The 21,726-nt window shown below is 68.6% G+C and carries 21 protein-coding genes; 12 read left to right on the top strand and 9 right to left on the bottom strand.

Features of this window, described 5'->3' with window-relative positions:
• On the top strand, positions 1-395 hold a 395-nt coding region (locus A5709_RS28235; RefSeq protein ID WP_231987049.1), incomplete at its 5' end, for a hypothetical protein.
• A gap of 347 nt (positions 396-742) precedes the next feature.
• On the top strand, positions 743-1,474 hold the full coding sequence (locus A5709_RS28550; protein WP_068122818.1) for a hypothetical protein: 732 nt from the start codon (positions 743-745) through the stop codon (positions 1,472-1,474).
• 150 nt (positions 1,475-1,624) lie between these two features.
• On the opposite strand, the gene A5709_RS23375 is transcribed toward A5709_RS28550, so the two are convergent.
• From A5709_RS23375 to A5709_RS23345, 7 genes are read right to left on the bottom strand one after another with little or no spacing between them, the layout of a single operon-like run.
• Entirely contained in the window at positions 1,625-1,972 is a 348-nt protein-coding gene (locus A5709_RS23375) for a metal-sulfur cluster assembly factor (RefSeq protein ID WP_068122815.1), read from the bottom strand.
• Positions 1,947-2,447, bottom strand: a complete 501-nt coding sequence (gene sufU, locus A5709_RS23370) for a Fe-S cluster assembly sulfur transfer protein SufU (RefSeq protein WP_082974345.1) — start codon at positions 2,445-2,447, stop codon at positions 1,947-1,949. The genes A5709_RS23375 and sufU overlap by 26 nt, the downstream gene beginning before the upstream one ends.
• A complete protein-coding gene (locus A5709_RS23365) occupies positions 2,444-3,685 on the bottom strand; it encodes a cysteine desulfurase (protein WP_068122809.1) in 1,242 nt (413 codons plus the stop codon). The genes sufU and A5709_RS23365 overlap by 4 nt, the downstream gene beginning before the upstream one ends.
• A gap of 4 nt (positions 3,686-3,689) precedes the next feature.
• The gene (gene sufC / locus A5709_RS23360; protein ID WP_068122806.1) at positions 3,690-4,472 is read right to left on the bottom strand and encodes a Fe-S cluster assembly ATPase SufC; all 783 of its coding nucleotides are present in this window, start codon (positions 4,470-4,472) and stop codon (positions 3,690-3,692) included.
• The gene (gene sufD / locus A5709_RS23355) at positions 4,469-5,635 is read right to left on the bottom strand and encodes a Fe-S cluster assembly protein SufD (RefSeq protein WP_068122803.1); all 1,167 of its coding nucleotides are present in this window, start codon (positions 5,633-5,635) and stop codon (positions 4,469-4,471) included. Before sufD ends, sufC begins: the two co-directional genes overlap by 4 nt.
• Complete coding sequence (gene sufB, locus A5709_RS23350; RefSeq protein ID WP_068122800.1) at positions 5,632-7,092, bottom strand: Fe-S cluster assembly protein SufB; 1,461 nt, start codon at positions 7,090-7,092, stop codon at positions 5,632-5,634. The genes sufD and sufB overlap by 4 nt, the downstream gene beginning before the upstream one ends.
• Positions 7,089-7,868 carry a metalloregulator ArsR/SmtB family transcription factor gene (locus A5709_RS23345; RefSeq protein ID WP_082974344.1) on the bottom strand — a complete coding sequence of 260 codons (780 nt, stop codon included), beginning with the start codon at positions 7,866-7,868 and terminating at the stop codon, positions 7,089-7,091. Before A5709_RS23345 ends, sufB begins: the two co-directional genes overlap by 4 nt.
• 146 nt (positions 7,869-8,014) lie before the next feature.
• On the opposite strand from A5709_RS23345, the gene mptB reads away from it, so the two are divergent.
• The 4 genes from mptB (at position 8,015) to A5709_RS23325 (ending at position 12,448) form a co-directional block, all read left to right on the top strand.
• Positions 8,015-9,715 (top strand): polyprenol phosphomannose-dependent alpha 1,6 mannosyltransferase MptB, encoded by a 1,701-nt coding sequence (gene mptB, locus A5709_RS23340; protein WP_068122821.1) that lies wholly within the window; start codon positions 8,015-8,017, stop codon positions 9,713-9,715.
• Positions 9,712-10,647, top strand: a complete 936-nt coding sequence (locus A5709_RS23335; RefSeq protein WP_156673017.1) for an ABC transporter ATP-binding protein — start codon at positions 9,712-9,714, stop codon at positions 10,645-10,647. Before mptB ends, A5709_RS23335 begins: the two co-directional genes overlap by 4 nt.
• A 77-nt stretch (positions 10,648-10,724) precedes the next feature.
• On the top strand, positions 10,725-11,435 hold the full coding sequence (locus A5709_RS23330; RefSeq protein WP_231971926.1) for an ABC transporter permease: 711 nt from the start codon (positions 10,725-10,727) through the stop codon (positions 11,433-11,435).
• A 77-nt stretch (positions 11,436-11,512) separates the two neighbouring features.
• A complete protein-coding gene (locus A5709_RS23325) occupies positions 11,513-12,448 on the top strand; it encodes a heme A synthase (RefSeq protein WP_197520219.1) in 936 nt (311 codons plus the stop codon).
• Here the strand turns inward: A5709_RS23325 and A5709_RS23320 are convergent.
• The gene (locus A5709_RS23320; RefSeq protein ID WP_068122792.1) at positions 12,398-13,060 is read right to left on the bottom strand and encodes a hypothetical protein; all 663 of its coding nucleotides are present in this window, start codon (positions 13,058-13,060) and stop codon (positions 12,398-12,400) included. The genes A5709_RS23325 and A5709_RS23320 overlap by 51 nt on opposite strands.
• A 19-nt stretch (positions 13,061-13,079) precedes the next feature.
• On the opposite strand from A5709_RS23320, the gene A5709_RS23315 reads away from it, so the two are divergent.
• Entirely contained in the window at positions 13,080-14,054 is a 975-nt protein-coding gene (locus A5709_RS23315; protein ID WP_068122789.1) for a quinone oxidoreductase, read from the top strand.
• Between the two features lie 23 nt (positions 14,055-14,077).
• Here A5709_RS23315 and A5709_RS23310 read toward each other — a convergent pair whose 3' ends face one another.
• Positions 14,078-15,007, bottom strand: coding sequence for a heme o synthase (locus A5709_RS23310; protein WP_068122784.1), 930 nt, complete (start codon positions 15,005-15,007; stop codon positions 14,078-14,080).
• A gap of 256 nt (positions 15,008-15,263) precedes the next feature.
• Between A5709_RS23310 and tkt the strand changes: the two genes are divergently transcribed.
• Genes tkt through pgl form a run of 5 tightly spaced genes read left to right on the top strand, consistent with a single transcriptional unit; the run spans position 15,264 to position 21,692 of the window.
• A complete protein-coding gene (gene tkt, locus A5709_RS23305; RefSeq protein ID WP_067944584.1) occupies positions 15,264-17,354 on the top strand; it encodes a transketolase in 2,091 nt (696 codons plus the stop codon).
• A 15-nt stretch (positions 17,355-17,369) separates the two neighbouring features.
• Entirely contained in the window at positions 17,370-18,488 is a 1,119-nt protein-coding gene (tal, locus tag A5709_RS23300; RefSeq protein WP_067944585.1) for a transaldolase, read from the top strand.
• Complete coding sequence (zwf, locus tag A5709_RS23295; RefSeq protein ID WP_067944586.1) at positions 18,485-20,029, top strand: glucose-6-phosphate dehydrogenase; 1,545 nt, start codon at positions 18,485-18,487, stop codon at positions 20,027-20,029. Before tal ends, zwf begins: the two co-directional genes overlap by 4 nt.
• On the top strand, positions 20,029-20,940 hold the full coding sequence (gene opcA, locus A5709_RS23290) for a glucose-6-phosphate dehydrogenase assembly protein OpcA (RefSeq protein WP_067944615.1): 912 nt from the start codon (positions 20,029-20,031) through the stop codon (positions 20,938-20,940). Before zwf ends, opcA begins: the two co-directional genes overlap by 1 nt.
• Positions 20,937-21,692 carry a 6-phosphogluconolactonase gene (pgl, locus tag A5709_RS23285; protein ID WP_068122780.1) on the top strand — a complete coding sequence of 252 codons (756 nt, stop codon included), beginning with the start codon at positions 20,937-20,939 and terminating at the stop codon, positions 21,690-21,692. Before opcA ends, pgl begins: the two co-directional genes overlap by 4 nt.
• Positions 21,693-21,726: the final 34 nt, after the last annotated feature.

The raw sequence follows: 21,726 nt of genomic DNA, 5'->3' as shown, positions 1-21,726 counted from the left end.
GCATTGCCGTCCTCGTCACAGTCAAAACGCTTGCAGTGTCCGACCATGTGGAATTCGATATAGGCCGCGGCCGGCTGCTTACACCGAAACCCGTTGTCCAAGAAAGCGATCTGACATTGGGGGCAGAAATCGAGATGCTCGATGCCGCGTCCAACGGCAACCGGGTTATGCACCAGCCGGCTGGCGGGTGCACCATCGACCGTGCCGCGCGGACACTCATCTCGTCGAATCTGACCCGGCGAGCTCGTGATCGCGGCCCGGTCAATCAGTCGACGGTCGAATCCCGCCGCGCGGACGCAGGGGACCGACGTCGGCGGATCTTCACCGGCCCCGTTGGGCATCGGCGCGATCCTTTGAGCGTGAAAGTCGATGGGCACGTCGTGGCTCTCCTGTGATCTTGCGTCGCAGCCCCGGTGCGCCCGGTCTGCTCATCAGTGAGCGTGGCGCGCGCCGGGGTGAATAGTCATCACCCCGACCGCTCATTCACCCGGGTGATGGGTGTGGTCGGAAGACGTTCGCCCGAGTGGTCCGGTGGCCGCCACCTGACAGCGCGCGTTCGCATTGAGCACATTCGGGCTTCGGGTGTCTCAGCAAAGAATCAATTCATCGGAAGCGCTGATCACCGGATCCATTTACGATTGCGTCGTGCCTCACCCGTGATCTCGGTTACGGTCAGGTGATATCTGACTTCGAACGGGTATCCCCTGCTCAAGTCTGTTGTAATCACGATCGGAGCGTGCCGATGGCTGTCACGGTCAAGCCGCGGCTGGCTCGGATCGCGCTCGTCGCCGTCGTCGCGGTCATCATCCTCAGCGTCGCGATGTGCCGTTCGAGCCATACCGATACCGGCAATGCGGCCAAGCCGTCGGTGCCGACAGCGGCCCCGCCCAGCCCGCCGCCGAGCGCTGCGCGTCCTGAGCTGAATCTTGTCGCCGGCCACCGACTGGACCATGCCCTCGACGTAGTCCTTGCCCACGGGCGGGGGAGCCGGGGGTGGTGGCGCAGCGGCTCGGCGACGGTGGACTTCGCCCCGGCGACACCCGTCTTCCAGGTGGCCCCGGCCAAGCTGCCCGATGTCACCCCGGGTAGCTGTGTGAACGTGCGGGCCACCCCGCAAAGTTCACCGGCCGCCGGCGTCACCGCGCAAACCGTCATGATCACGTCGGCCATCGATGGCAAGTGCCCGCCGCCCGCAGGCTTCTACGGCACGGTCGCGTCGGTGTCGGGAAACACGATCGCCGTCAATGGGCTTGGCCCCGGCGGCCCCACCACGGTGACCGTTAACGACGCGACGTCCTACAAGAAGCAGACGATCAGCAACACCCAGGCGATCACGAACGGCACCTGTATGGGGGCTCAGGGGACGAACGACGGCGGCGCGCTGCAGGCGACGACCATCAGCCTCGAACAGTGCCCGCCGATGGGGCGCCCGCACCACCACCTGCACCTGCCGCACCTGCCCTTCCACCTTTAGCGGTGATCGCAAGCGCGGCGGAGCCGGGCGCAGCGGGTCGCCGCCCTCGGGCCTCGCGGTGACCGCAAGCGCGGCGGAGCCGGGCGCAGCGGGTCGCCGCCCTCGGGCCTCGCGGTGATCGCAAGCGCGGCGAAGCCGGGCGCGGCCGATTTAGACGGTGAAGCCGAGGGCACGCAATTGTTCGCGCCCGTCCTCGGTGATCTTGTCCGGGCCCCACGGCGGGTTCCACACCCAGTTGATCCGCAGGTCGTCGACCAGACCGCTGCTGACGAGCGCGCTGCGGGACTGGTCCTCGATGACGTCGGTCAGCGGGCAGGCCGCCGAGGTCAACGTCATATCGATCAGGGCGACAGTTCCGTCGTCGCCCTCTTCGACGTTGAGCCCGTAGACCAGGCCGAGATCGACGACGTTGATGCCCAATTCGGGGTCGACGACGTCGCGCATCGCCTCCTCGAGGTCGGCAACGAATTCGTCATCCGGTGCGGCGGTCTCGCTCATCTTTCTCCTCCTCGAAGTCCGCGCCCGTGTCCGAGCAAGCCTGCGCCAACGCGTCTTTGAACGCCATCCACCCCAGCAGCGCGCATTTCACCCGGGCCGGGTATTTGGCCACCCCGGCGAACGCGATCCCATCGCCGAGGACGTCCTCGTCGCCCTCGACGGTGCCGCGCGAGGACACCATCTCGGTGAACGCGCTGACGGTGTTCAGCGCCTCGGGCACGCTCTGACCGATCACCTGCTGGGTAAGCACCGACGTGGCCGCCTGGCTGATCGAACAGCCCTGGCCGTCATAGGAGACGTCCGCGACGCGCCGACCGTCGTCGGACAGCGCGACCCGCAGGGTCACCTCGTCGCCACAGACCGGGTTGACGTGGGAGACCTGCGCGCCGTACGGCTCGCGCAGGCCCCGGTGCTGCGGATGCTTGTAGTGATCGAGGATCACGTCCTGATACATCTGCTCCAGGCGCACGGTCAGTCTCTCCCGAAGAATTCCAGCGCCCGGCGCACGCCGGCCACCAGCCGCTCGACCTCGTCGGCGGTGCTGTACACGGCGAAGGACGCCCGGGCGGTGGCCGCCACGCCGAACCGGCGATGCAACGGCATCGCGCAGTGATGCCCCACCCGCACCGCTACACCGTCGTCGTCGAGGACCTGCCCGACGTCGTGCGCGTGCACGCCGTCGACGACGAACGAGACCGGCGAGCCGCGGTTTTCCATGACGGTCGGCCCGACGATCCGCACACCCTCGATGCCCGCGAGGCCCTTGAGCGTCGCGGCGACCAGTTCGCGCTCGTGCGCGCGCACCGCGTCCATGCCGATGGCACCCAAATAACGCGCGGCCGCGCCCAATCCGACGATCTGAGACGTCATCGGCGTGCCGGCCTCGAATCGTTGCGGCGCCGGGGCGTAGGTCGACGCCTCCATGGTCACCGTCTCGATCATCGACCCGCCGGTGAGGAAGGGCGGCAGTTCGGACAACACCTCGCGCCGCGCGTAGAGCGCACCGACCCCATTGGGGGCCAACATCTTGTGGCCGGAGAACGCGGCGAAGTCGACGCCCAGCGCGTGCAGGTCGACCGGCTCGTGCGGCACCGACTGGCAGGCGTCCAGCACCGTGACGGCGCCGACGGCGTGAGAACGGCTGACCAGTTCCGCCACCGGCGCCACCGCGCCGGTCACATTCGAATGATGGCTGAAGGCAACGACTTTCACGCGCTCGTCAAGCTCCAGCGAATCCAAATCGATGCGCCCGTCGTCGGTCACGCCGAACCAGCGCAGCGTGGCGCCGCTGCGACGGGCCAGCTCCTGCCAGGGCACGATGTTCGCGTGGTGCTCCAGCTCGGTGGTGACGATCACGTCGCCCTCACCCACTGCCCGGTCGAACCTCTTGTCGCCCAGCACGTATGACGCCAGGTTGAGCGCCTCGGTGGCGTTGCGGGTGAAGACCAGCTCGTCGGCATGGGCGCCGACGAACGCCGCGACGTCGGCGCGGCCCTGCTCGTAGGCGTCGGTCGCCTCCTCCATCAGCTGGTGCGCGCCACGATGCACCGCGCCGTTGGAGGTGATCAGGAACTCACGTTCGGCGTCGAGCACCTGCAGCGGGCGCTGCGACGTCGCGCCGGAATCCAGGTACGCCAACTGCTTCCCGCCGCGCATCACGCGCTTCAGGATGGGAAAGTCAGCGCGGATGGCGTCGACATCCAGTGCGGTCATGTGCCTACGCCCCCGCGGCCGCCGCTTCGGTGAAGCGCACGTAGCCGTTCTCCTCGAGCTCGTCGGCCAGCTCGGGACCGCCGGATTCGACGATCCGCCCGCCGACGAACACGTGCACGAACTGTGGGCGGATGTAGCGCAGGATCCGGGTGTAGTGGGTGATCAACAGGATGCCGCCGTGCTCGGCCTCCGCGTAACGGTTCACGCCCTCGCTGACCACCCGCAGCGCGTCCACATCCAGCCCGGAATCGGTCTCGTCGAGGATGGCGATCTTGGGCTTGAGCAGACCCAGCTGCAGGATTTCGTGGCGCTTCTTCTCCCCGCCGGAAAACCCTTCGTTGACACTGCGTTCGGCGAACGCCGGGTCGATGTCGAGGTCGGCCATCGCGGCCTTGACCTCCTTGACCCAATGCCGCAGTTTCGGCGGCTCGCCGCGGACGGCGGTGGCGGCGCTGCGCAGGAAGTTCGACATCGACACGCCGGGCACCTCGACGGGGTACTGCATGGCCAAAAACAGCCCGGCGCGGGCGCGTCCGTCGACGCTCATGTCCAGCACGTCCTGGCCGTCCAGCGTGATCGACCCGGACGTCACCCGATACTTCGGGTGGCCGGCGATGGCGTAGGACAACGTGGACTTGCCCGAGCCGTTGGGGCCCATCACCGCATGCGTCTCACCGGATTTGACGGTCAGATTGACGCCGTTGAGGATTCCGATCTCGCGGCTGCCCTCGGGGGCGTTGGGATCTTCGACGCTGACGTGCAGGTCTTTAATTTCCAAAGTCGTCATGACGCTGTTGTCTTCTCCGTGATTTCCAGTTCGTGTTCGATGGCGGCGGTCAGGCGTTCGCGGATGTCCGGCACGGCGATCTTGGCGATGATCTCGCCGAAGAAGCCGCGCACCACCAGCCGGCGCGCCTGGTCCTCGGGGATGCCGCGGGCCCGCAAGTAGAACAGTTGCTCGTCGTCGAAACGTCCGGTGGCACTGGCGTGCCCGGCCCCGACGATCTCGCCGGTCTCGATCTCCAGGTTGGGCACCGAGTCGGCGCGCGCCCCGTCGGTGAGCACCAGGTTGCGGTTCACCTCGAAGGTGTCGGTGTCGGTGGCGTCGGCGCGGATCAGCACGTCACCGATCCACACGGTGTGCGCGTCGGGCAGCTGCGAGGACGGATCCCCTTGCAGCGCACCCTTGTACAGCACGTTCGACTTGCAGTTGGGCTGGGCGTGGTCGACCAGCAGCCGTGATTCAAGGTGCTGCCCGTCGTCGGCGAAGTACAGGCCGAGCAGCTCGGCGTCCCCGCCCGGGGCGGCGTAGCGTACGTTGGCCGACATCCGCACCACCTCGCCGCCCAGGGTGACGGCGACGTGGCGCAGCACCGCGTCCTTGCCCAGCTTGGCGTGGTGCGCGGACAGGTGGACCATGTCGTCGGCCCAGTCGGCGACCCACACCACGGTGAGCCGGGCGGCGTCGCCGACGATCAATTCGACGTTGTCGGCGTAGGTTCCGCTCCCCCGGAGGTCGATCACCACGACCGCCTCGCCGAGTTCGGCGACGCTGATCTGCAGGTGTCCGTAGGCCACCGCGCCGGCGCCCGGCCCCGTCACCGTGATGTTGACCGGCTCGGCGACCTGGGTGTCGCGGCCGACGCTTACCAGCGTCGCGGAGTTGAACGACGAAAACGCTTGCGCGGCAACGCGATCGGTGGGCACACCGGCACGGCCCAGCCGCTCGTCGCCGCGGCGGACGGTTTCGACCTGCACGCCCGGTTGCTCGCCGACGCTGATCTGCGCCTTACCGGTGGCCTGAGCCGAGCCGTCGTGCAGCCCGCGCAGCCGCCGCAGCGGGGTGAACCGCCAGATTTCGTCGCGCCCGCTGGGCACCTCGAAGGCGTCCACGTCGAAGGACGCGAACAACTCGCCCTTGTTCAGGGCAGCAGCAGTCGTGGCGGTCATCCGACCGCGCCCTCCATCTGCAGCTCGATGAGCCGGTTGAGCTCCAGGGCGTACTCCATGGGCAGCTCTTTGGCGATCGGCTCGACGAAGCCGCGCACCACCATCGCCATCGCCTCGTCCTCGGTCAGCCCGCGGCTCATGAGGTAGAACAGCTGGTTGTCGCTGACCTTGGACACGGTGGCCTCGTGGCCCATCGTGACGTCATCCTCGCGGATGTCGACATAGGGGTAGGTGTCACTGCGGCTGATCGTATCGACCAGCAGCGCATCGCATTTCACGCTGGAACGCGATCCGTGCGCGCCCTTGTTCACCTGCACCAGGCCCCGGTAAGAGGTGCGGCCGCCGCCGCGGGCCACCGACTTCGACACGATGTTGCTCGACGTGTTGGGCGCCAGGTGCAGCATCTTGGCGCCGGCGTCCTGGTGCTGACCCTCCCCGGCGAACGCGACCGAGAGAACCTCGCCCTTGGCGTGCTCGCCGGTCATCCAGACGGCCGGATACTTCATGGTCACCTTGGACCCGATGTTGCCGTCGACCCACTCCATCGTCGCGCCGGCCTCGGCCCGGGCCCGCTTGGTGACCAGGTTGTAGACGTTGTTCGACCAGTTCTGAATCGTGGTGTAACGGCAACGGCCACCGGGCTTTACGATGATCTCCACCACCGCCGAGTGCAGCGAGTCGGACGTGTAGATGGGCGCGGTGCAGCCCTCCACGTAATGCACGTACGCGTCTTCGTCGACGATGATCAGGGTCCGCTCGAACTGGCCCATGTTCTCGGTGTTGATCCGGAAGTAGGCCTGCAGCGGGATGTCGACGTGCACGCCCGGCGGAACGTAGATGAAGGATCCGCCGCTCCACACCGCGGTGTTCAGCGCGGAGAACTTGTTGTCCCCGGCCGGGATCACGGTGCCGAAGTACTGCTGGAAGAGCTCGGGGTGTTCCCGCAGGCCGGTGTCGGTGTCGAGGAAGATGACACCTTGGGATTCCAGGTCCTCGCGGATCTGGTGGTACACCACCTCGGACTCGTACTGGGCGGCCACGCCGGCGACCAGCCGCTGCTTCTCGGCCTCCGGGATGCCCAGCCGGTCGTAGGTGTTGCGGATGTCCTCGGGCAGGTCATCCCAACTGGCGGCCTGCTTTTCGGTGGACCGCACGAAGTACTTGATGTTGTCGAAGTCGATGCCCGCGAGGTTCGAGCCCCACGTCGGCATCGGCTTGCGATCGAAGATGCGCAGCGCCTTCAGCCGGGTCTGCAGCATCCATTCGGGCTCGTTCTTCTTCGCCGAGATGTCGCGAACCACCGCCTCGGACAGGCCGCGCTGGGCGCTGGCCCCGGCGGTGTCGGAATCGGCCCAGCCATAGCCGTAGCGGCCCAGCGAGGCGATCGTCTGCTCCTGGGTCAACGGCTCTGCTTCTCCCGCTTTAAAGGCCTTCTGGGCCTCTGGCGTGAGGGTCATAACGACGCTCCTTCGATGCTCGTGGTGTCGCGACGCGGGCTGGGCGCCGGGGTAAGTGGCACGTGGGTGGTGCAAGCGCAGTTCCCGTTGACGATGGTCGCCAACCGCTGCACGTGGGTCCCGAGCACCTCGGCCATGGCCTGCTGCTCGGCTTCACACAGCTCCGGGAATTCCTCGGCGACGTGTGACACCGGGCAGTGGTGCTGGCAGATCTGCACGCCGTGGATCGGGCCGCCGACCCGCGTCGTGGTGGCGACGTAACCCGCCTCGGTCAGCGCGCCGGCCACCCGCTCGGCTGCCGCCTCGACTTCGGCGTCGTCGTCGCCCTCTGCCGACGGTACTCCGGCCAGGATCGAGTCGATCCGTTGCCGGGCGAACGTGCGGACGGCGTCCTCGCCACCGATCTCCCGCAGCTGCCGCATGGCAGCCGCCGCGAGATCGTCGTACGCGTGCTCGAGCTTGGCGCGGCCCCCCGCGGTGAGCCGGAACCGCTTGGCGGGACGCCCGCGCCCCACCTGCTGCCAGGACGCGGCGGGCACCGACTCGGCCTCCCCCGCCTCGATCAGGGCGTCGAGGTGGCGGCGCACGCCGGCAGCGGCCAGCCCGAGTCGGTCACCGATCTCACCGGCGGTGATCGATCCGGACTCCACCAGCAGGCGCACGATGGCGCGGCGGGTGTGCCCATCTGGCACCGCCGCGCCCACGGCAACGTCGTCGAGGCCGGTCCGGATTTTCACAACACCAGTGTGACGCAATTCCGGGGATCGGTCTACCAAGGGTGCCCTGGGCGGGCGTTGCGCTGGTCACACTGGGTGGGACGCGCGGCGACCCGTCCCCCAGCTTCGCGCCCGGCTACGCCGCGCTCGCGATCGCCGCCGGGTTGCAAGGCGAGCCCGGCGAGCCCGGCGGCTACGCTGCTCTGATGGCAGCCCGCCACCACGTGCTGAGCTCGTCGATCGCCAGCCTGCATGGCGACGAGCAGGCGGTGGGCACGCCGCTGAACGCTACCGAGCTCACCGCGCTGCAGCGCACCCGCCTGTTCGGCGCGACCGGCACCATCCTGATGGCCATCGGCGCGCTGGGCGCCGGCGCCCGGCCCGTGGTCCAGGACCCGACCTTCGGGGTGCGGCTGCTCAACCTGCCGTCTCGGATCCAGACCGTGTCCCTGACGATGACGACCACCGGCGCGGTCATGATGGCGCTGGCCTGGCTGATGCTCGGGCGGTTCGCGTTGGGCAGCCGGCGGATGTCGCGCGGTGACCTGGACCGCACCCTGCTGCTGTGGACGCTGCCGCTGCTGATCGCCCCGCCGATGTACAGCAAAGACGTCTACTCGTACCTGGCCCAGAGCCAGATCTCGCTGGAGGGACTCGACCCGTATCGGGTGGGGCCGGCGTCCGGGCTCGGGCTGTCCCACGTCTTCACGCTGTCGGTGCCCACGCTGTGGCGGGAGACGCCGGCGCCCTACGGCCCGCTGTTTTTGTGGATCGGGCGCGGCATCTCGGCCATCACCGGGGAGAACATCGTCGCCGCGGTGCTGTGCCACCGGCTCGTCGAGCTGATCGGCGTGGGACTCATCGTCTGGGCGACCCCGCGGCTGGCCCGGCGCTGCGGCGTCGCGGAGGTCAGCGCGCTGTGGCTGGGCGCGGCCAATCCGCTGCTGATCATGCATCTGGTCGCCGGCGTTCACAACGAGGCACTGATGCTCGGCCTGATGCTGGCCGGCGCCGAGTTCGCGCTGCGGGGAATCGACTCGCCGCGGCTGTTTCCGGCCTCCTGGCGGCCGGGTCCCGACTGGGAACCGCTGGGCATGCTGCTGGCCGGCGCGGTCCTGATCGTGCTGTCGTCACAGGTGAAACTGCCGTCGCTGCTGGCGCTCGGATTCGTCACGATGGCGCTGGCGTACCGCTGCGGCGGCAACCTGCGGGCGCTGCTGCTGTCGGGCGGCGCGATGAGCGCATTGTCGCTGGCGGTGATGGCGCTCGTCGGATGGGCCAGCGGCCTCGGATTCGGCTGGATCTACACGCTGGGCACCGCCAACGTCGTGCGCAGCTGGATGTCGCCGCCGACGCTGCTCGCCCTGGGCACCGGGCAGGTGGGCATCCTGCTGGGGCTGGGCGACCACACCACCGCGGTGCTGGGGCTCACGCGCGCCATCGGCGTGCTGATCATCACGGTGATGGTGGGCTGGCTGCTGGTGGCCGTCTTCCGGGGCCGGTTGCATCCGATCGGCGGCCTGGGCGTGGCGCTGGGCGTCACGGTGCTGCTGTTCCCCGTCGTGCAGCCCTGGTACCTGCTCTGGGCGATCATCCCGCTCGCCGCCTGGGCCACCCGCAGCGGCTTCCGGGTGGCGGTCATCGTCATCACCCTGGTCGTCGGCATCTTCGGGCCGACGGCCAACGGCGACCGCTTCGCGTTGTTCCAGATCGTCGACGCGACCCTGGCCAGCACCGTGATCGTGGCGGTGCTCATCGCGGTGACCTACACCCGCCTGCCGTGGCGGCGACTCCCGGCCGACAGCGCCGAGACGCAAGAGGCAACCGCCGAAACGGCGGCGGCGCCCGCGACCGCGCAGACCCCTCGCCCGGCGGCGGTGCCCGACGCCTACGCTGATTCCACGTGAGCTCGGACGTTCCTGAAACAGTCGTGCGACTGCGCGGGGTGAGCAAGCACTACGGATCCACCACGGCCGTCGCCGATCTCGACCTCGAGGTGCACGCCGCCGAAGTGCTCGCCCTGCTGGGCCCCAACGGCGCCGGCAAGACCACGACGGTCGAAATGTGCGAGGGTTTCGTGCGCCCGGACGCCGGCACCATCGAGGTGCTCGGGCTGGACCCGATCGCCGACAACGCCCGCCTGCGCACCCGCATCGGGGTGATGTTGCAGGGTGGCGGCGGCTATCCCAGCGCCCGCGCGGGGGAAATGCTCAACCTGGTCGCCTCCTACGCCGCCGACCCGCTGGACCCGGCGTGGCTGCTGGACACCCTGGGCCTCACCGATGCCGCCCGCACCACCTACCGACGCCTCTCCGGTGGGCAGCAGCAGCGGCTCGCGCTGGCGTGCGCGCTGGTCGGCCGCCCGGAACTGGTCTTCCTCGACGAACCGACCGCGGGCATGGACGCGCACGCCCGGCTGCTGGTTTGGGAACTGATCGACGCGTTGCGCCGCGACGGCGTGACGGTGCTGCTGACCACCCACCAACTCAAGGAGGCCGAGGAGCTGGCCGATCGGCTGGTCATCATCGACCACGGCGCGACCGTCGCCGCGGGTACGCCGACCGAGCTGATGCGCGCCGGCGCGAAGGACGAGCTGCGGTTCACCGCGCCGCCGCGGCTCGACCTGTCGCTGCTGACCGCCGCCCTGCCCGAGGAGTACAAGGCATCCGAGGTGACGCCGGGCGAGTATCTGGTCGAGGGCCCGGTCGACCCTCAAGTGCTGGCCACCGTGACGGCGTGGTGCGCGCGGATCGACGTGCTGGCCACCGACATGCGCGTCGAGCAGCGCAGCCTCGAGGACGTGTTCCTCGACCTCACCGGCAGGAAGTTGCGGCCTTGAATCTGGACAAGACCCAATCGAACGTCTTTCCCGCGGGGACCTTCACCCCCGACCCGCGGCCCAGCACCGTGCCGCGGATGCTGGCCGCGCAGTTCGGCCTCGAGCTCAAGCTGCTGCTGCGCAACGGCGAGCAGCTGCTGCTGACCATGTTCATCCCGATCACGCTGCTAGTCGGGTTGACGCTCTTGCCGTTTGGCTCCTTCGGGCACAACCGCGCCGCCACCTTCGTTCCGGCCATCATGGCCCTCGCGGTCATCTCGACCGCCTTCACCGGGCAGGCCATCGCGGTCGCCTTCGACCGGCGCTACGGCGCGCTCAAGCGGCTGGGGGCGACCCCGCTGCCGGTCTGGGGCATCATCGCCGGCAAGTCGCTGGCTGTGGTCACCGTGGTGTTCCTGCAGGCAATCCTGTTGGGCGCCATCGGGTTTGCGCTGGGCTGGCGACCCGCCCCCGCCGCGTTGGCGTTGGGTGCGGCGGTCATCGCTCTGGGCACCGCGGGCTTCACCGCCCTCGGGCTGTTGCTGGGGGGGACGCTGCGGGCCGAGATCGTGCTCGCGGTCGCCAACCTGCTGTGGTTCGTCTTCGCCGGCCTCGGTGCGCTGACGGTGGAATCCGGGATGATCCCGACCGGCGTCAAGTGGGCGGCCCGGCTCACCCCGTCGGGCGCGCTGACCGAGGCCCTGTCGCGGGCGATGGTCCTGTCGGTGGACTGGTTCGGCGTCGTCGTCCTGGCGGTGTGGGGCGCGGTGGCGGCGCTGGCGGCGCTGCGCTGGTTCCGGTTCACCTGACGGGCGGCCCGAGGGCTTACTACAGGACGTAGTTTTCCTTGGCCTACCATCGGGCCATGCCCGTGGGACGCACGCTGATGCGGTTGGTCGACCTGCTCCCCAACCCGAGCGTGCGCGTCCAGCGCCTCGTCGCCGTGGCCGTCATCCTCACCCAGGGCGGCATCGCCGTCACCGGCGCGATCGTCCGGGTCACGGCGTCGGGGCTCGGTTGTCCCACCTGGCCGCAGTGCTTTCCGGGTAGCTTCGTCCCGGTCGCGCACGCCGAGGTGCCACGCATCCACCAGGCGGTCGAGTTCGGCAATCGGATGATCACCTTCGCGGTGGTCGTCGCCGCGGCGCTCGCCGTGCTGGCCGTGACCCGGGCGCGCCGCCGCCGGGAAGTGCTGGTGTACGCGTGGCTGATGCCGGTGTCGACGGTGGTCCAGGCGGTCATCGGCGGCATCACCGTGCGCACCGGGCTGCTGTGGTGGACGGTGGCCATCCACCTGCTCACCTCGATGACGATGGTGTGGCTGTCGGTGCTGCTCTACGTCAAGATCGGCGAGCCCGACGACGGAGTGGTGCACCGGCGCGTGGCCCGGCCGCTACGCGCCCTGACCGCGCTGATCGGCCTGGACCTGGCCGTGGTGCTGGTCACCGGCACGCTGGTGACGGCCGCCGGCCCGCACGCGGGAGACCGCAGCCCCACCCGAACCGTCCCCCGGCTCAAGGTCGCCGTGGACACCCTGGTCCACGCCCACTCCTCGCTGCTGATCGCCTACCTCGCCCTGCTGGTCGGGCTGGGCTTCGGGCTGTTGGCGGTGGGCGCCGCCCGGCCCATCCTGCGGCGGCTGATCGTCCTGCTCGCCCTGGTGTGCGCGCAGGCCGCGGTCGGCACCGCCCAGTACTTCACTGGAGTGCCCGCCGCGCTGGTCGCCCTGCACGTGGCCGGGGCCGCGGCGTGCACCGCCGCGACCGCCGCGCTATGGGCGTCGATGCGAGAGCGGGCCGAGCCCGAGCCGCTCGCAGGCTGACTCCACGGCCAGCGCGAACTCGCGCTGGGCGCGCTCACGGGTGGCGGCGTCCAGGTGCCGCCAGCCCAGCGACGGCGCGACGAGGTCGAGCCGCACCAGCCGATCCCCGGCCACGTCGGCGCGCGCGTAGAGCAGGTCGCGCGCGGCGATTCCGGCGCGATCCGCGGCCGCCGCGAGCGCGGCGTAGCCGAGATCCCACGATTCGAACTCCGGCTCGTCCGGCCAGGCGTGCGATTGCTCACCGCCGAGGAAGATCAACGCCGCCCCCGCCGTCCCGCCCGCCAGCGTTGGTACCCCGTCGTTCTCCAGGTCGCGCAGATACCGCTCACCGAGGTTCCAAACGACCGCGTCGGGCGGGTTGAGCAGGTGGCGCGCCCGCCGCGTCCAGGCTAGGAATTCGTCGCGCCGGTCCGGTTCGTCCGGGGTCGCACGCAGGATGACCAGGTCGGCGCGCAGGGTCTCGGGGTCGTCCCAGGACCGCCAGCGGGCGTGCAGCCCACGAGTTCGCAACGCGGGCACCAGGCCAGCGTCGTCGGGGTCGCCGCCGGCGCGCCCGGGAGGACCCGCCAGCACGAGGCGGGGATGGAAGATGTCCGGACGGGCGAGTTTCATGCCCGGGCATGATAAGCACATGCACGCAATCGAAGTCAGCGAAACCGGCGGCCCCGAGGTGCTGCGCTACATCGACGCGCCCCAACCCATGCCGGGGTCCGGCGAGGTGCTGATCAAAGCCGAGGCGATCGGCGTCAACTACATCGACACCTACTTCCGCTCGGGCCAGTACCCGCGTGAGCTGCCGTTCATCCTCGGTTCGGAACTGTGCGGCACCGTCGCCGCGGCGGGCGACGGCGTCGACGGGTTCCGCGTCGGTGACCGGGTGGTCAGCGCGTCGGCGTCGGGCGGTTACGCCGAATACGCCACCGCCCCAGCGACTTTGACGGCACACGTGCCGGACGACGTGAGTCCCGACGTGGCGGCCTCGGTGCTGCTGAAAGGCTTGACCGCGCACTACCTGCTCAAGTCCGTGTATCCGGTGCAGGCCGGCGACACCATCCTGGTGCACGCCGGCGCGGGCGGGGTCGGATTGATCCTGACGCAGTGGGCCCATCTGCTGGGCGCCCGGGTCATCACCACGGTCTCCACGCCTGAGAAGGCCCGGCTGTCCCGGCGGGCCGGTGCCGACGAGGTGCTGTCCTACCCCGACGACGCGGACGAATTCGGCCGGCAGATTCGCGGGCTCACCGACGGCGCCGGCGTCGAGGCCGTGTACGACGGCGTGGGCGCCACGACGTTCGAGGCCAGCCTCGCCAGCCTGGCGGTGCGGGGAACGCTGGCGCTGTTCGGAGCGGCCAGCGGACCCGTTCCGCCGTTCGACCCGCAGCGCCTCAACGCCGCCGGCTCGGTGTTCCTGACCCGGCCGTCGCTGGCGCACTTCATCCGCACCGGCCAGGAATTCAGTTGGCGGGCCGAGGAATTGTTCGACGCGATCGCCGGCAGGGCCATCACCGTCGAGGTCGGCGGGCGCTATCCGCTGGCGGAAGCCACGCGCGCCCATCAGGACCTGCAGGGCCGCAAGACCGCCGGCTCCATCGTGCTGCTGCCCTGAGAGCGCAGCCGCGACGCGGCGCGTCAGAACAAATGCGGCAGCGCGATCACCGAGTCGACCGCCAACGCGCAGAACACCACTGCGAGGTAGTTGTTCGATTGCAGGAACAACCGCAGCGGCTTGACGGGCTCGCCGGCGCGAACCCCGGCGTGGAGCTGGTGGGCCATCGCCAGGAACCACACCCCGGCGACCACGGCGACCGCCGCGTAGAGCCAGCCGGTGGCCAGCGCCAGCGCCAGTGTCGCCGCGACCGTCAGCCAGGTGTAGATCAGGATCTGCTTGGTGACCTGACGCTCGGTCGCGACGGCGGGCAGCATCGGGACGCCGGCCGCTTTGTAGTCGTCCTTGTAACGCATCGCCAGCGCCCAGGTGTGTGGCGGCGTCCAGAAGAAGATGATCGCGAACATCACCAGCGCCGGCCAGCCGATGGTGCCGGTGACGGCCGACCAGCCGATCATCACCGGCATGCAGCCGGCGGCGCCGCCCCACACGACGTTCTGCGACGTACGCCGCTTGAGCAGCAGCGTGTAGACCAGCACATAGAAGGCGATGGTGGCGCCGGCCAGGTGTGCCGACAGCATGTTCGTCGTCCACCACAGCCAAAAGAACGACGCCACCGACAGCGCCAATCCGAACACCAGCGCGTGGCTGCGCGGGACCCTGGCGCTGGCCAGTGGCCGGCGCGCCGTGCGCTTCATCACCTTGTCGATGTCGGCGTCGGCCACGCAGTTCAGGGTGTTGGCTCCCCCGGCGGCCAGCATCCCGCCGACCAACGTGTTGAGGATCAGCAGCGGATCCACGGTGCCGCGGTGGGCAAGCAGCATGGCCGGAATGGTGGTGACGAGCAGCAGCTCGATCACCCGCGGCTTGGTCAGTGCCAGATACGCCAGCACCGTGCCCTGTATTCGGCTCGGTGCCCCTCGACTCGGGGCGACGCGCCCGCGAACGCTCACGCAATCACTCCTTGGGGTCGCAGCAGCGCGCAGCATCTACTACACACGATGGTAGACCGCGGGCCGCCGATGGCCCGCCCGCAGGGTCCATTCACCCAGACTTCTCCCAGATTTCCGAACTGAATGTTACGGGTCGACGGCCACCGCGTAATTTTCACACGGGCCGGCTGCGGGTACCCAAAACCTGCACTGCAAGAGCCGGCCCTCCCGCACTAGGGTGGGATTGATCAGCTTGATGACCCCAAGGACTGAGTCTGTGACCACACTCGAAGAGATCTCGACGCTGACCCAACCGCATCTCCCCGACGACTGGTCCGAGCTCGACTCGGCTGCCGTCGACACCGTTCGGGTGCTGGCCGCCGACGCGGTCCAGAAGGTTGGCAACGGACATCCCGGAACGGCGATGAGCCTGGCCCCGCTGGCGTACACCCTGTTCCAGCGCACGATGAAACACGATCCCAGCGACACCTATTGGCTGGGTCGCGACCGGTTCGTGTTGTCCTGCGGGCACAGCAGCCTGACGCTGTACATCCAGCTGTACCTGGGTGGGTTCGGCCTGGAGCTGTCCGACATCGAGTCGTTGCGCACATGGGGTTCCAAGACGCCCGGGCACCCGGAGTTCCGGCACACCAAGGGCGTTGAGATCACCACCGGTCCGCTCGGCCAGGGCCTCGCCTCGGCGGTGGGCATGGCCATGGCCGCGCGCTATGAGCGCGGGTTGTTCGACCCCGACGCCGCCGAGGGCACCAGCCCGTTCGACCACTTCATCTACGTGATCGCCTCCGACGGTGACATCGAGGAGGGCGTCACCTCGGAAGCCTCGTCGCTGGCCGCGGTCCAGCAGCTGGGCAACCTCATCGTGTTCTACGACCACAACCAGATCTCGATCGAGGACGACACCAACATCGCGCTGTGCGAGGACACCGCCGCGCGCTACGAGGCCTACGGCTGGCACGTGCAAAGGGTCGAAGGCGGCGAGAACGTCGTCGGCATCGAGGAGGCCATCGCCAACGCCAGGGCCGTCACCGACCGGCCGTCGTTCATCGAGTTGCGCACCATCATCGGCTTCCCGGCGCCGAAGTTGATGAACACCGGCAAGGCGCACGGCGCGGCGCTGGGCGACGAGGAAGTCGCGGCCGTCAAGGAGATTTTGGGCTTCGATCCCGAGAAGAAGTTCGAGGTGCGCGACGAGGTCATCGCCCACACCCGCAAGCTGGTGGACCGGGGCAAGGAAGCACACGAGAAGTGGCAGGCGGACTTCGACGCGTGGGCGGAGCGCGAACCCGACCGCAAGGCACTGCTGGACCGGTTGACCGCCGAGGAATTGCCCGACGGCTGGGAAGCCGACATCCCGCGCTGGGAACCCGGCGACAAGGCGCTGGCGACCCGTGCGGCGTCCGGCAAGGTGCTCAATGCCGTGGGTCCGAAGCTTCCGGAGTTGTGGGGCGGCTCGGCCGACCTGGCGGGCAGCAACAACACCACCATGGACAACGTCAAATCCTTTGGTCCGCCGTCGATTTCGACCAAGGACTACACGGCGGACTGGTACGGCCGCACGCTGCACTTCGGTGTGCGCGAGCACGCGATGGGCGCCATCTTGTCCGGCATCGTGCTGCACGGCCCGACCAGGGCTTACGGCGGCACGTTCCTGCAGTTCTCCGACTACATGCGCCCGGCGGTGCGGCTGGCCGCGCTGATGGACATCGACACCATCTACGTGTGGACGCACGACTCGATCGGGCTCGGCGAGGACGGACCGACACACCAGCCGATCGAGCACCTCGCGGCGCTGCGCGCCATCCCCAAGCTGTCGGTGGTGCGGCCCGCCGACGCCAACGAGACGGCGTACGCCTGGCGCACAATCCTCGCCCGCGGCAACGGCAGCGGCCCGGTCGGGCTGATCCTGACCCGCCAGGGCGTGCCGATCCTCGAAGGCACCAACGTCGAGGGCGTGGCGAAGGGCGGCTACATCCTCGGTGATCCCGGCGGCGACGAGCCGGACGTCGTCTTGATCGCCACCGGCTCAGAGGTTCAGCTTGCGGTTGAGGCCCAGAAGCTGTTGGCGGACAAGGACATTGTCGCGCGGGTGGTGTCCATGCCGTGCGTGGAGTGGTTCGAATCCCAGCCCGAGGACTACCGCGACAGCGTGCTGCCCCCGTCGGTGTCGGCCCGGGTGGCCGTCGAGGCGGGCGTCGCGCAGCCCTGGCACAAGCTCGTCGGCGACACCGGCAAGATCGTGTCGATCGAGCACTACGGCGAATCCGCCGACTACGAAACTTTGTTCCGTGAATTCGGTTTCACCGCAGACGCCGTCGCGGCCGCTGCGGAACAAGTCGTGGATAACTGAGAAAGGGTGATTCACATGACTCAGAACCCAAACCTCGCGGCGCTGTCCGCCGCGGGCGTTTCCGTTTGGCTTGATGACCTGTCGCGCCAGCGGCTGCAGTCGGGCAATCTGCAGGAGCTGATCGACACGAAAAGCGTTGTGGGGGTGACCACGAACCCGTCGATCTTCCAGAAGGCGTTCGCTGAGGGCGACACCTACAACGATCAGATCGCCGAGCTCGCCGAGCGGGGCGCCGACGTCGACGCCACTGTCCGCACCGTCACCACCGACGATGTCCGCAACGCGTGCGACGTGCTGCGGCCGCAGTGGGAAGCTTCCGACGGCGTCGACGGCCGGGTATCCATCGAGGTGGACCCGCGCCTGGCGGCCGAGACCGACAAGACCACGGCGCAGGCCGTCGAGCTGTGGAAGATCGTCGACCGGCCGAACGCGTACATCAAGATCCCTGCGACCAAGGCCGGCATCCCGGCTATCACGGCCGTCCTGGCGGAAGGGATTTCGGTCAACGTCACGCTCATCTTCTCGGTGGAGCGGCACCGCCAGGTGATGGACGCCTACCTGGCCGGCCTGGAGAAGGCGCGCGAGGCGGGACACGACCTGTCCAAGATCCATTCCGTCGCATCGTTTTTCGTCTCCCGGGTGGACACCGAGGTCGACAAGCGGCTGGAGAAGATCGGTTCCGAGGAGGCGCTGGCGTTGCGCGGTCAGGCCGGGGTGGCGAATGCCCGGCTGGCCTACGCCGCCTACCAGGAGGTGTTCGAGGGCGGCGATCGCTACGAGGCGCTCAAGGGCGACGGCGCCCGAGTGCAGCGCCCGCTGTGGGCGTCCACCGGGGTCAAGAACCCCGACTACTCCGACACCCTCTACGTCACGGAGCTGGTCGCTCCGAACACGGTGAACACCATGCCGGAGAAGACGATTGACGCGGTCGCCGAGCACGGCGAGATCAAGGGTGACACCGTCACCGGCACCGCTTCGGGCGCCCAGGAGGTGTTCGACAAGCTGAGCTCGATCGGGATCGACTTGACCGACGTCTTCCAGGTGCTGGAGAACGAGGGCGTGGAGAAGTTCGTGGACTCGTGGACCGAGCTGCTGGAGGAGACGCAGAAACAGCTGGATTCCGCCTCGAAATGAGCCCGGCTCGTAACGCTGCACAATGGCATAACCCGTTACGGGACAAGCGCGACAAGCGGCTGCCGAGGATCGCCGGCCCATGCGGCATGGTCATTTTCGGTGTCACCGGCGACCTCGCCCGCAAGAAGGTGATGCCGGCCATCTACGACCTGGCCAACCGCGGGCTGCTGCCGCCGAGCTTCTCCCTGGTGGGCTTCGCCCGTCGGGACTGGGAAACCCAGGATTTTCGCAAGGTGGTCTATCAGGCCGTCAAGGATCACTGCCGGACGCCGTTCCGGGAGGAGAACTGGGAGCGGCTGGCCGAGGGATTCCGTTTCGTGCCAGGGTCTTTCGATGACGACACGTCGTTCGCCCGGCTGGCCGAAACCCTGGACAAACTGGACGCCGAGCGCGGCACCGGCGGCAACCACGCGTTCTACCTGGCCATCCCGCCGAAGTCCTTCCCGGTGGTGTGCGAACAGCTGCACAAGTCCGGGCTGGCCCGCCCGCAGGGCGATCGATGGAGCCGGGTGGTCATCGAGAAGCCGTTCGGGCACGACCTGGAGAGCGCGCAGGCGCTCAACCATGCGGTCAATGCCGTCTTCCCCGAGGAGGCGGTGTTCCGCATCGACCACTACCTGGGCAAGGAGACGGTCCGCAACATCCTGGCGCTGCGGTTCGCCAATCAGTTGTTCGACCCGATCTGGAACGCGCACTACGTCGATCACGTGCAGATCACCATGGCCGAGGACATCGGATTGGGCGGGCGCGCCGGTTATTACGACGGTATCGGCGCCGCCCGCGATGTCATCCAGAACCACCTGATGCAGCTGCTGGCGCTCACCGCGATGGAAGAGCCGGTCAGCTTCAATCCCGCGGCGTTGCAGACCGAGAAGATCAAGGTGCTCTCGGCGACCCAGCTGGCCGAACCGCTCGACGAGACCACCAGCCGCGGCCAGTACGCCGGCGGCTGGCAGGGCGGCGAGAAGGTCGTCGGGCTGCTCGACGAGGAAGGGTTCGCCAAGGACTCCACCACCGAGACGTTCGCCGCCATCACGCTGGAGGTCGACACCCGCCGCTGGGCCGGTGTGCCGTTCTATCTGCGCACCGGAAAACGCCTGGGCCGCAGGGTGACCGAGATCGCGCTCGTCTTCAAACGCGCGCCGCACCTGCCGTTCGACGCCACCATGACCGACGAACTGGGCACCAACGCCATGGTCATCCGGGTGCAGCCAGACGAGGGCATCACGCTGCGGTTCGGCTCCAAGGTGCCGGGAACCGCGATGGAGGTCCGCGATGTCAACATGGACTTCTCCTACGGCTCGGCGTTCGCCGAGGAGTCACCGGAAGCCTACGAACAGCTGATCCTCGACGTGCTGCTGGGCGAACCGTCCCTGTTTCCGGTCAACGAAGAGGTCGAATTGGCTTGGCAGATATTGGATCCCGTCCTCGATAATTGGGCGGCCGACGGCAAGCCCGAGCCGTACGAGGCGGGCACCTGGGGTCCGGATTCCGCGTTCGAGATGCTGCGCCGGACCGGCCGGGAATGGCGGCGGCCCTGATGATCATCGACATGCCGGACACCACCACCACCGCGGTCAACAAAAAACTCGAGGAACTGCGGGAGAAGGTCGGCGCCGTGACGATGGGCCGGGTGCTGACGCTGATCATCGCGCCCGACAGCGACGCCATTTTGGAGGAGTCGCTGGAGGCGGCCAACAACGCCAGCCACGAGCACCCCAGCCGGATCATCGTCACGATGCGGGGCGACCCGTATGCCGACGAGCCGCGCCTGGACGCGCAGCTACGCGCGGGCGGAGACACCGGGGCCACCGAGGTGGTGATCCTGAATCTGTCCGGGGCGCTTGCCGGGCACCCCGCCAGCGTGGTCACCCCGTTCCTGCTCCCCGACATCCCCGTGGTGGCATGGTGGCCCGACGTCGCGCCGGCGGTTCCGGCGCAGGACCCGTTGGGCAAGTTGGCGATTCGGCGCATCACCGATGCCACCAATGGAACCGATCCGTTGTCGGCCATCAAGGGTCGACTGCCCGGTTACACGGCCGGCGACACGGATCTGGCCTGGGCTCGCATCACCTACTGGCGGGCACTGTTGACGTCCGCGGTCGACCTGGCGCCCCACGAACCGATCGAGTCGGCCCTGGTGTCCGGATTGAAAACCGAACCGGCGCTTGACATCCTGGCGGGCTGGCTGGCCAGCTGCATCGACGGGCCGGTGCGCCGGGCGGTCGGCGAGCTCAAGGTGGAACTCGTACGCAAGAGCGAGACCATCGTCCTGAGCCGGCCCCAAGAGGGCAGAACGGCGACCCTGAGTCGCACCGCCAAGCCGGAGGCCCTGCTTCCCTTGGCCCGCAGGGAAACCGGCGAATGCCTCGCCGAAGACCTGCGGCGGCTGGATCCCGATGAGATTTATCAATTAGCGCTAGAGGGCATTGAGAAAGTGCAGTACGTGTGAGCACCATCATCGAAGTTTTTCCGGAAGCTCAGGCGCTGGTCGAGGCCGCGGCGAACCGACTGGCCGATAACATCCGCAACGCCGTGGCCGCCCGGAACCGAGCGCTCATCGTCCTGACCGGCGGTGGCAACGGCATCGGGTTGCTCAAGTCGCTGGCCGGGCACGAGATCGCCTGGCCCAAGGTGCACCTGTTCTGGGGCGACGAGCGCTACGTCCCCGAGGACGACGACGAGCGCAACGACAAGCAGGCCAGGGAGGCGTTGCTGGACCGGATCGACATTCCGTCCAGCCACGTGCACACGATGCCGGCCAGCGACGGCGAATTCGGCACCGACCTCGCCGCCGCCGCGCTGGCCTACGAGCAACTGCTGGCGGCCAACGCCGAACCCGGCCAGCCCGTGCCGAATTTCGACGTGCATCTGTTGGGCATGGGGCCGGAGGGCCATATCAACTCGCTGTTCCCCGACACCCCCGCCGTGCTGGAAACGAGCCGCATGGTGGTCCCGGTGGAGGACTCCCCCAAGCCGCCTCCCCAACGAATCACTCTGACGCTGCCCGCGATCCAGCGTTCACGCGAGGTCTGGCTGATGGTGTCCGGCGCATCCAAGGCCGACGCGGTGGCCGCGGCCGTCGGCGGCGCCCCGCCGGTCTCGGTGCCGGCCGCCGGGGCGATCGGGCAGGAAACCACGCTGTGGCTGCTCGACGAGGAGGCCGCGGCCAAACTGCCCGCTCGGCCGGGTCAGCCAGGCTAACCCCCGCCCGGTTTGATCCGGGTGATAATGACGA

Origin of the sequence: Mycobacterium sp. E1386 (genome assembly GCF_001672745.1) — a bacterium.
Taxonomy (GTDB): domain Bacteria; phylum Actinomycetota; class Actinomycetes; order Mycobacteriales; family Mycobacteriaceae; genus Mycobacterium.
This window is presented reverse-complemented; position numbering and strand designations above follow the sequence as displayed.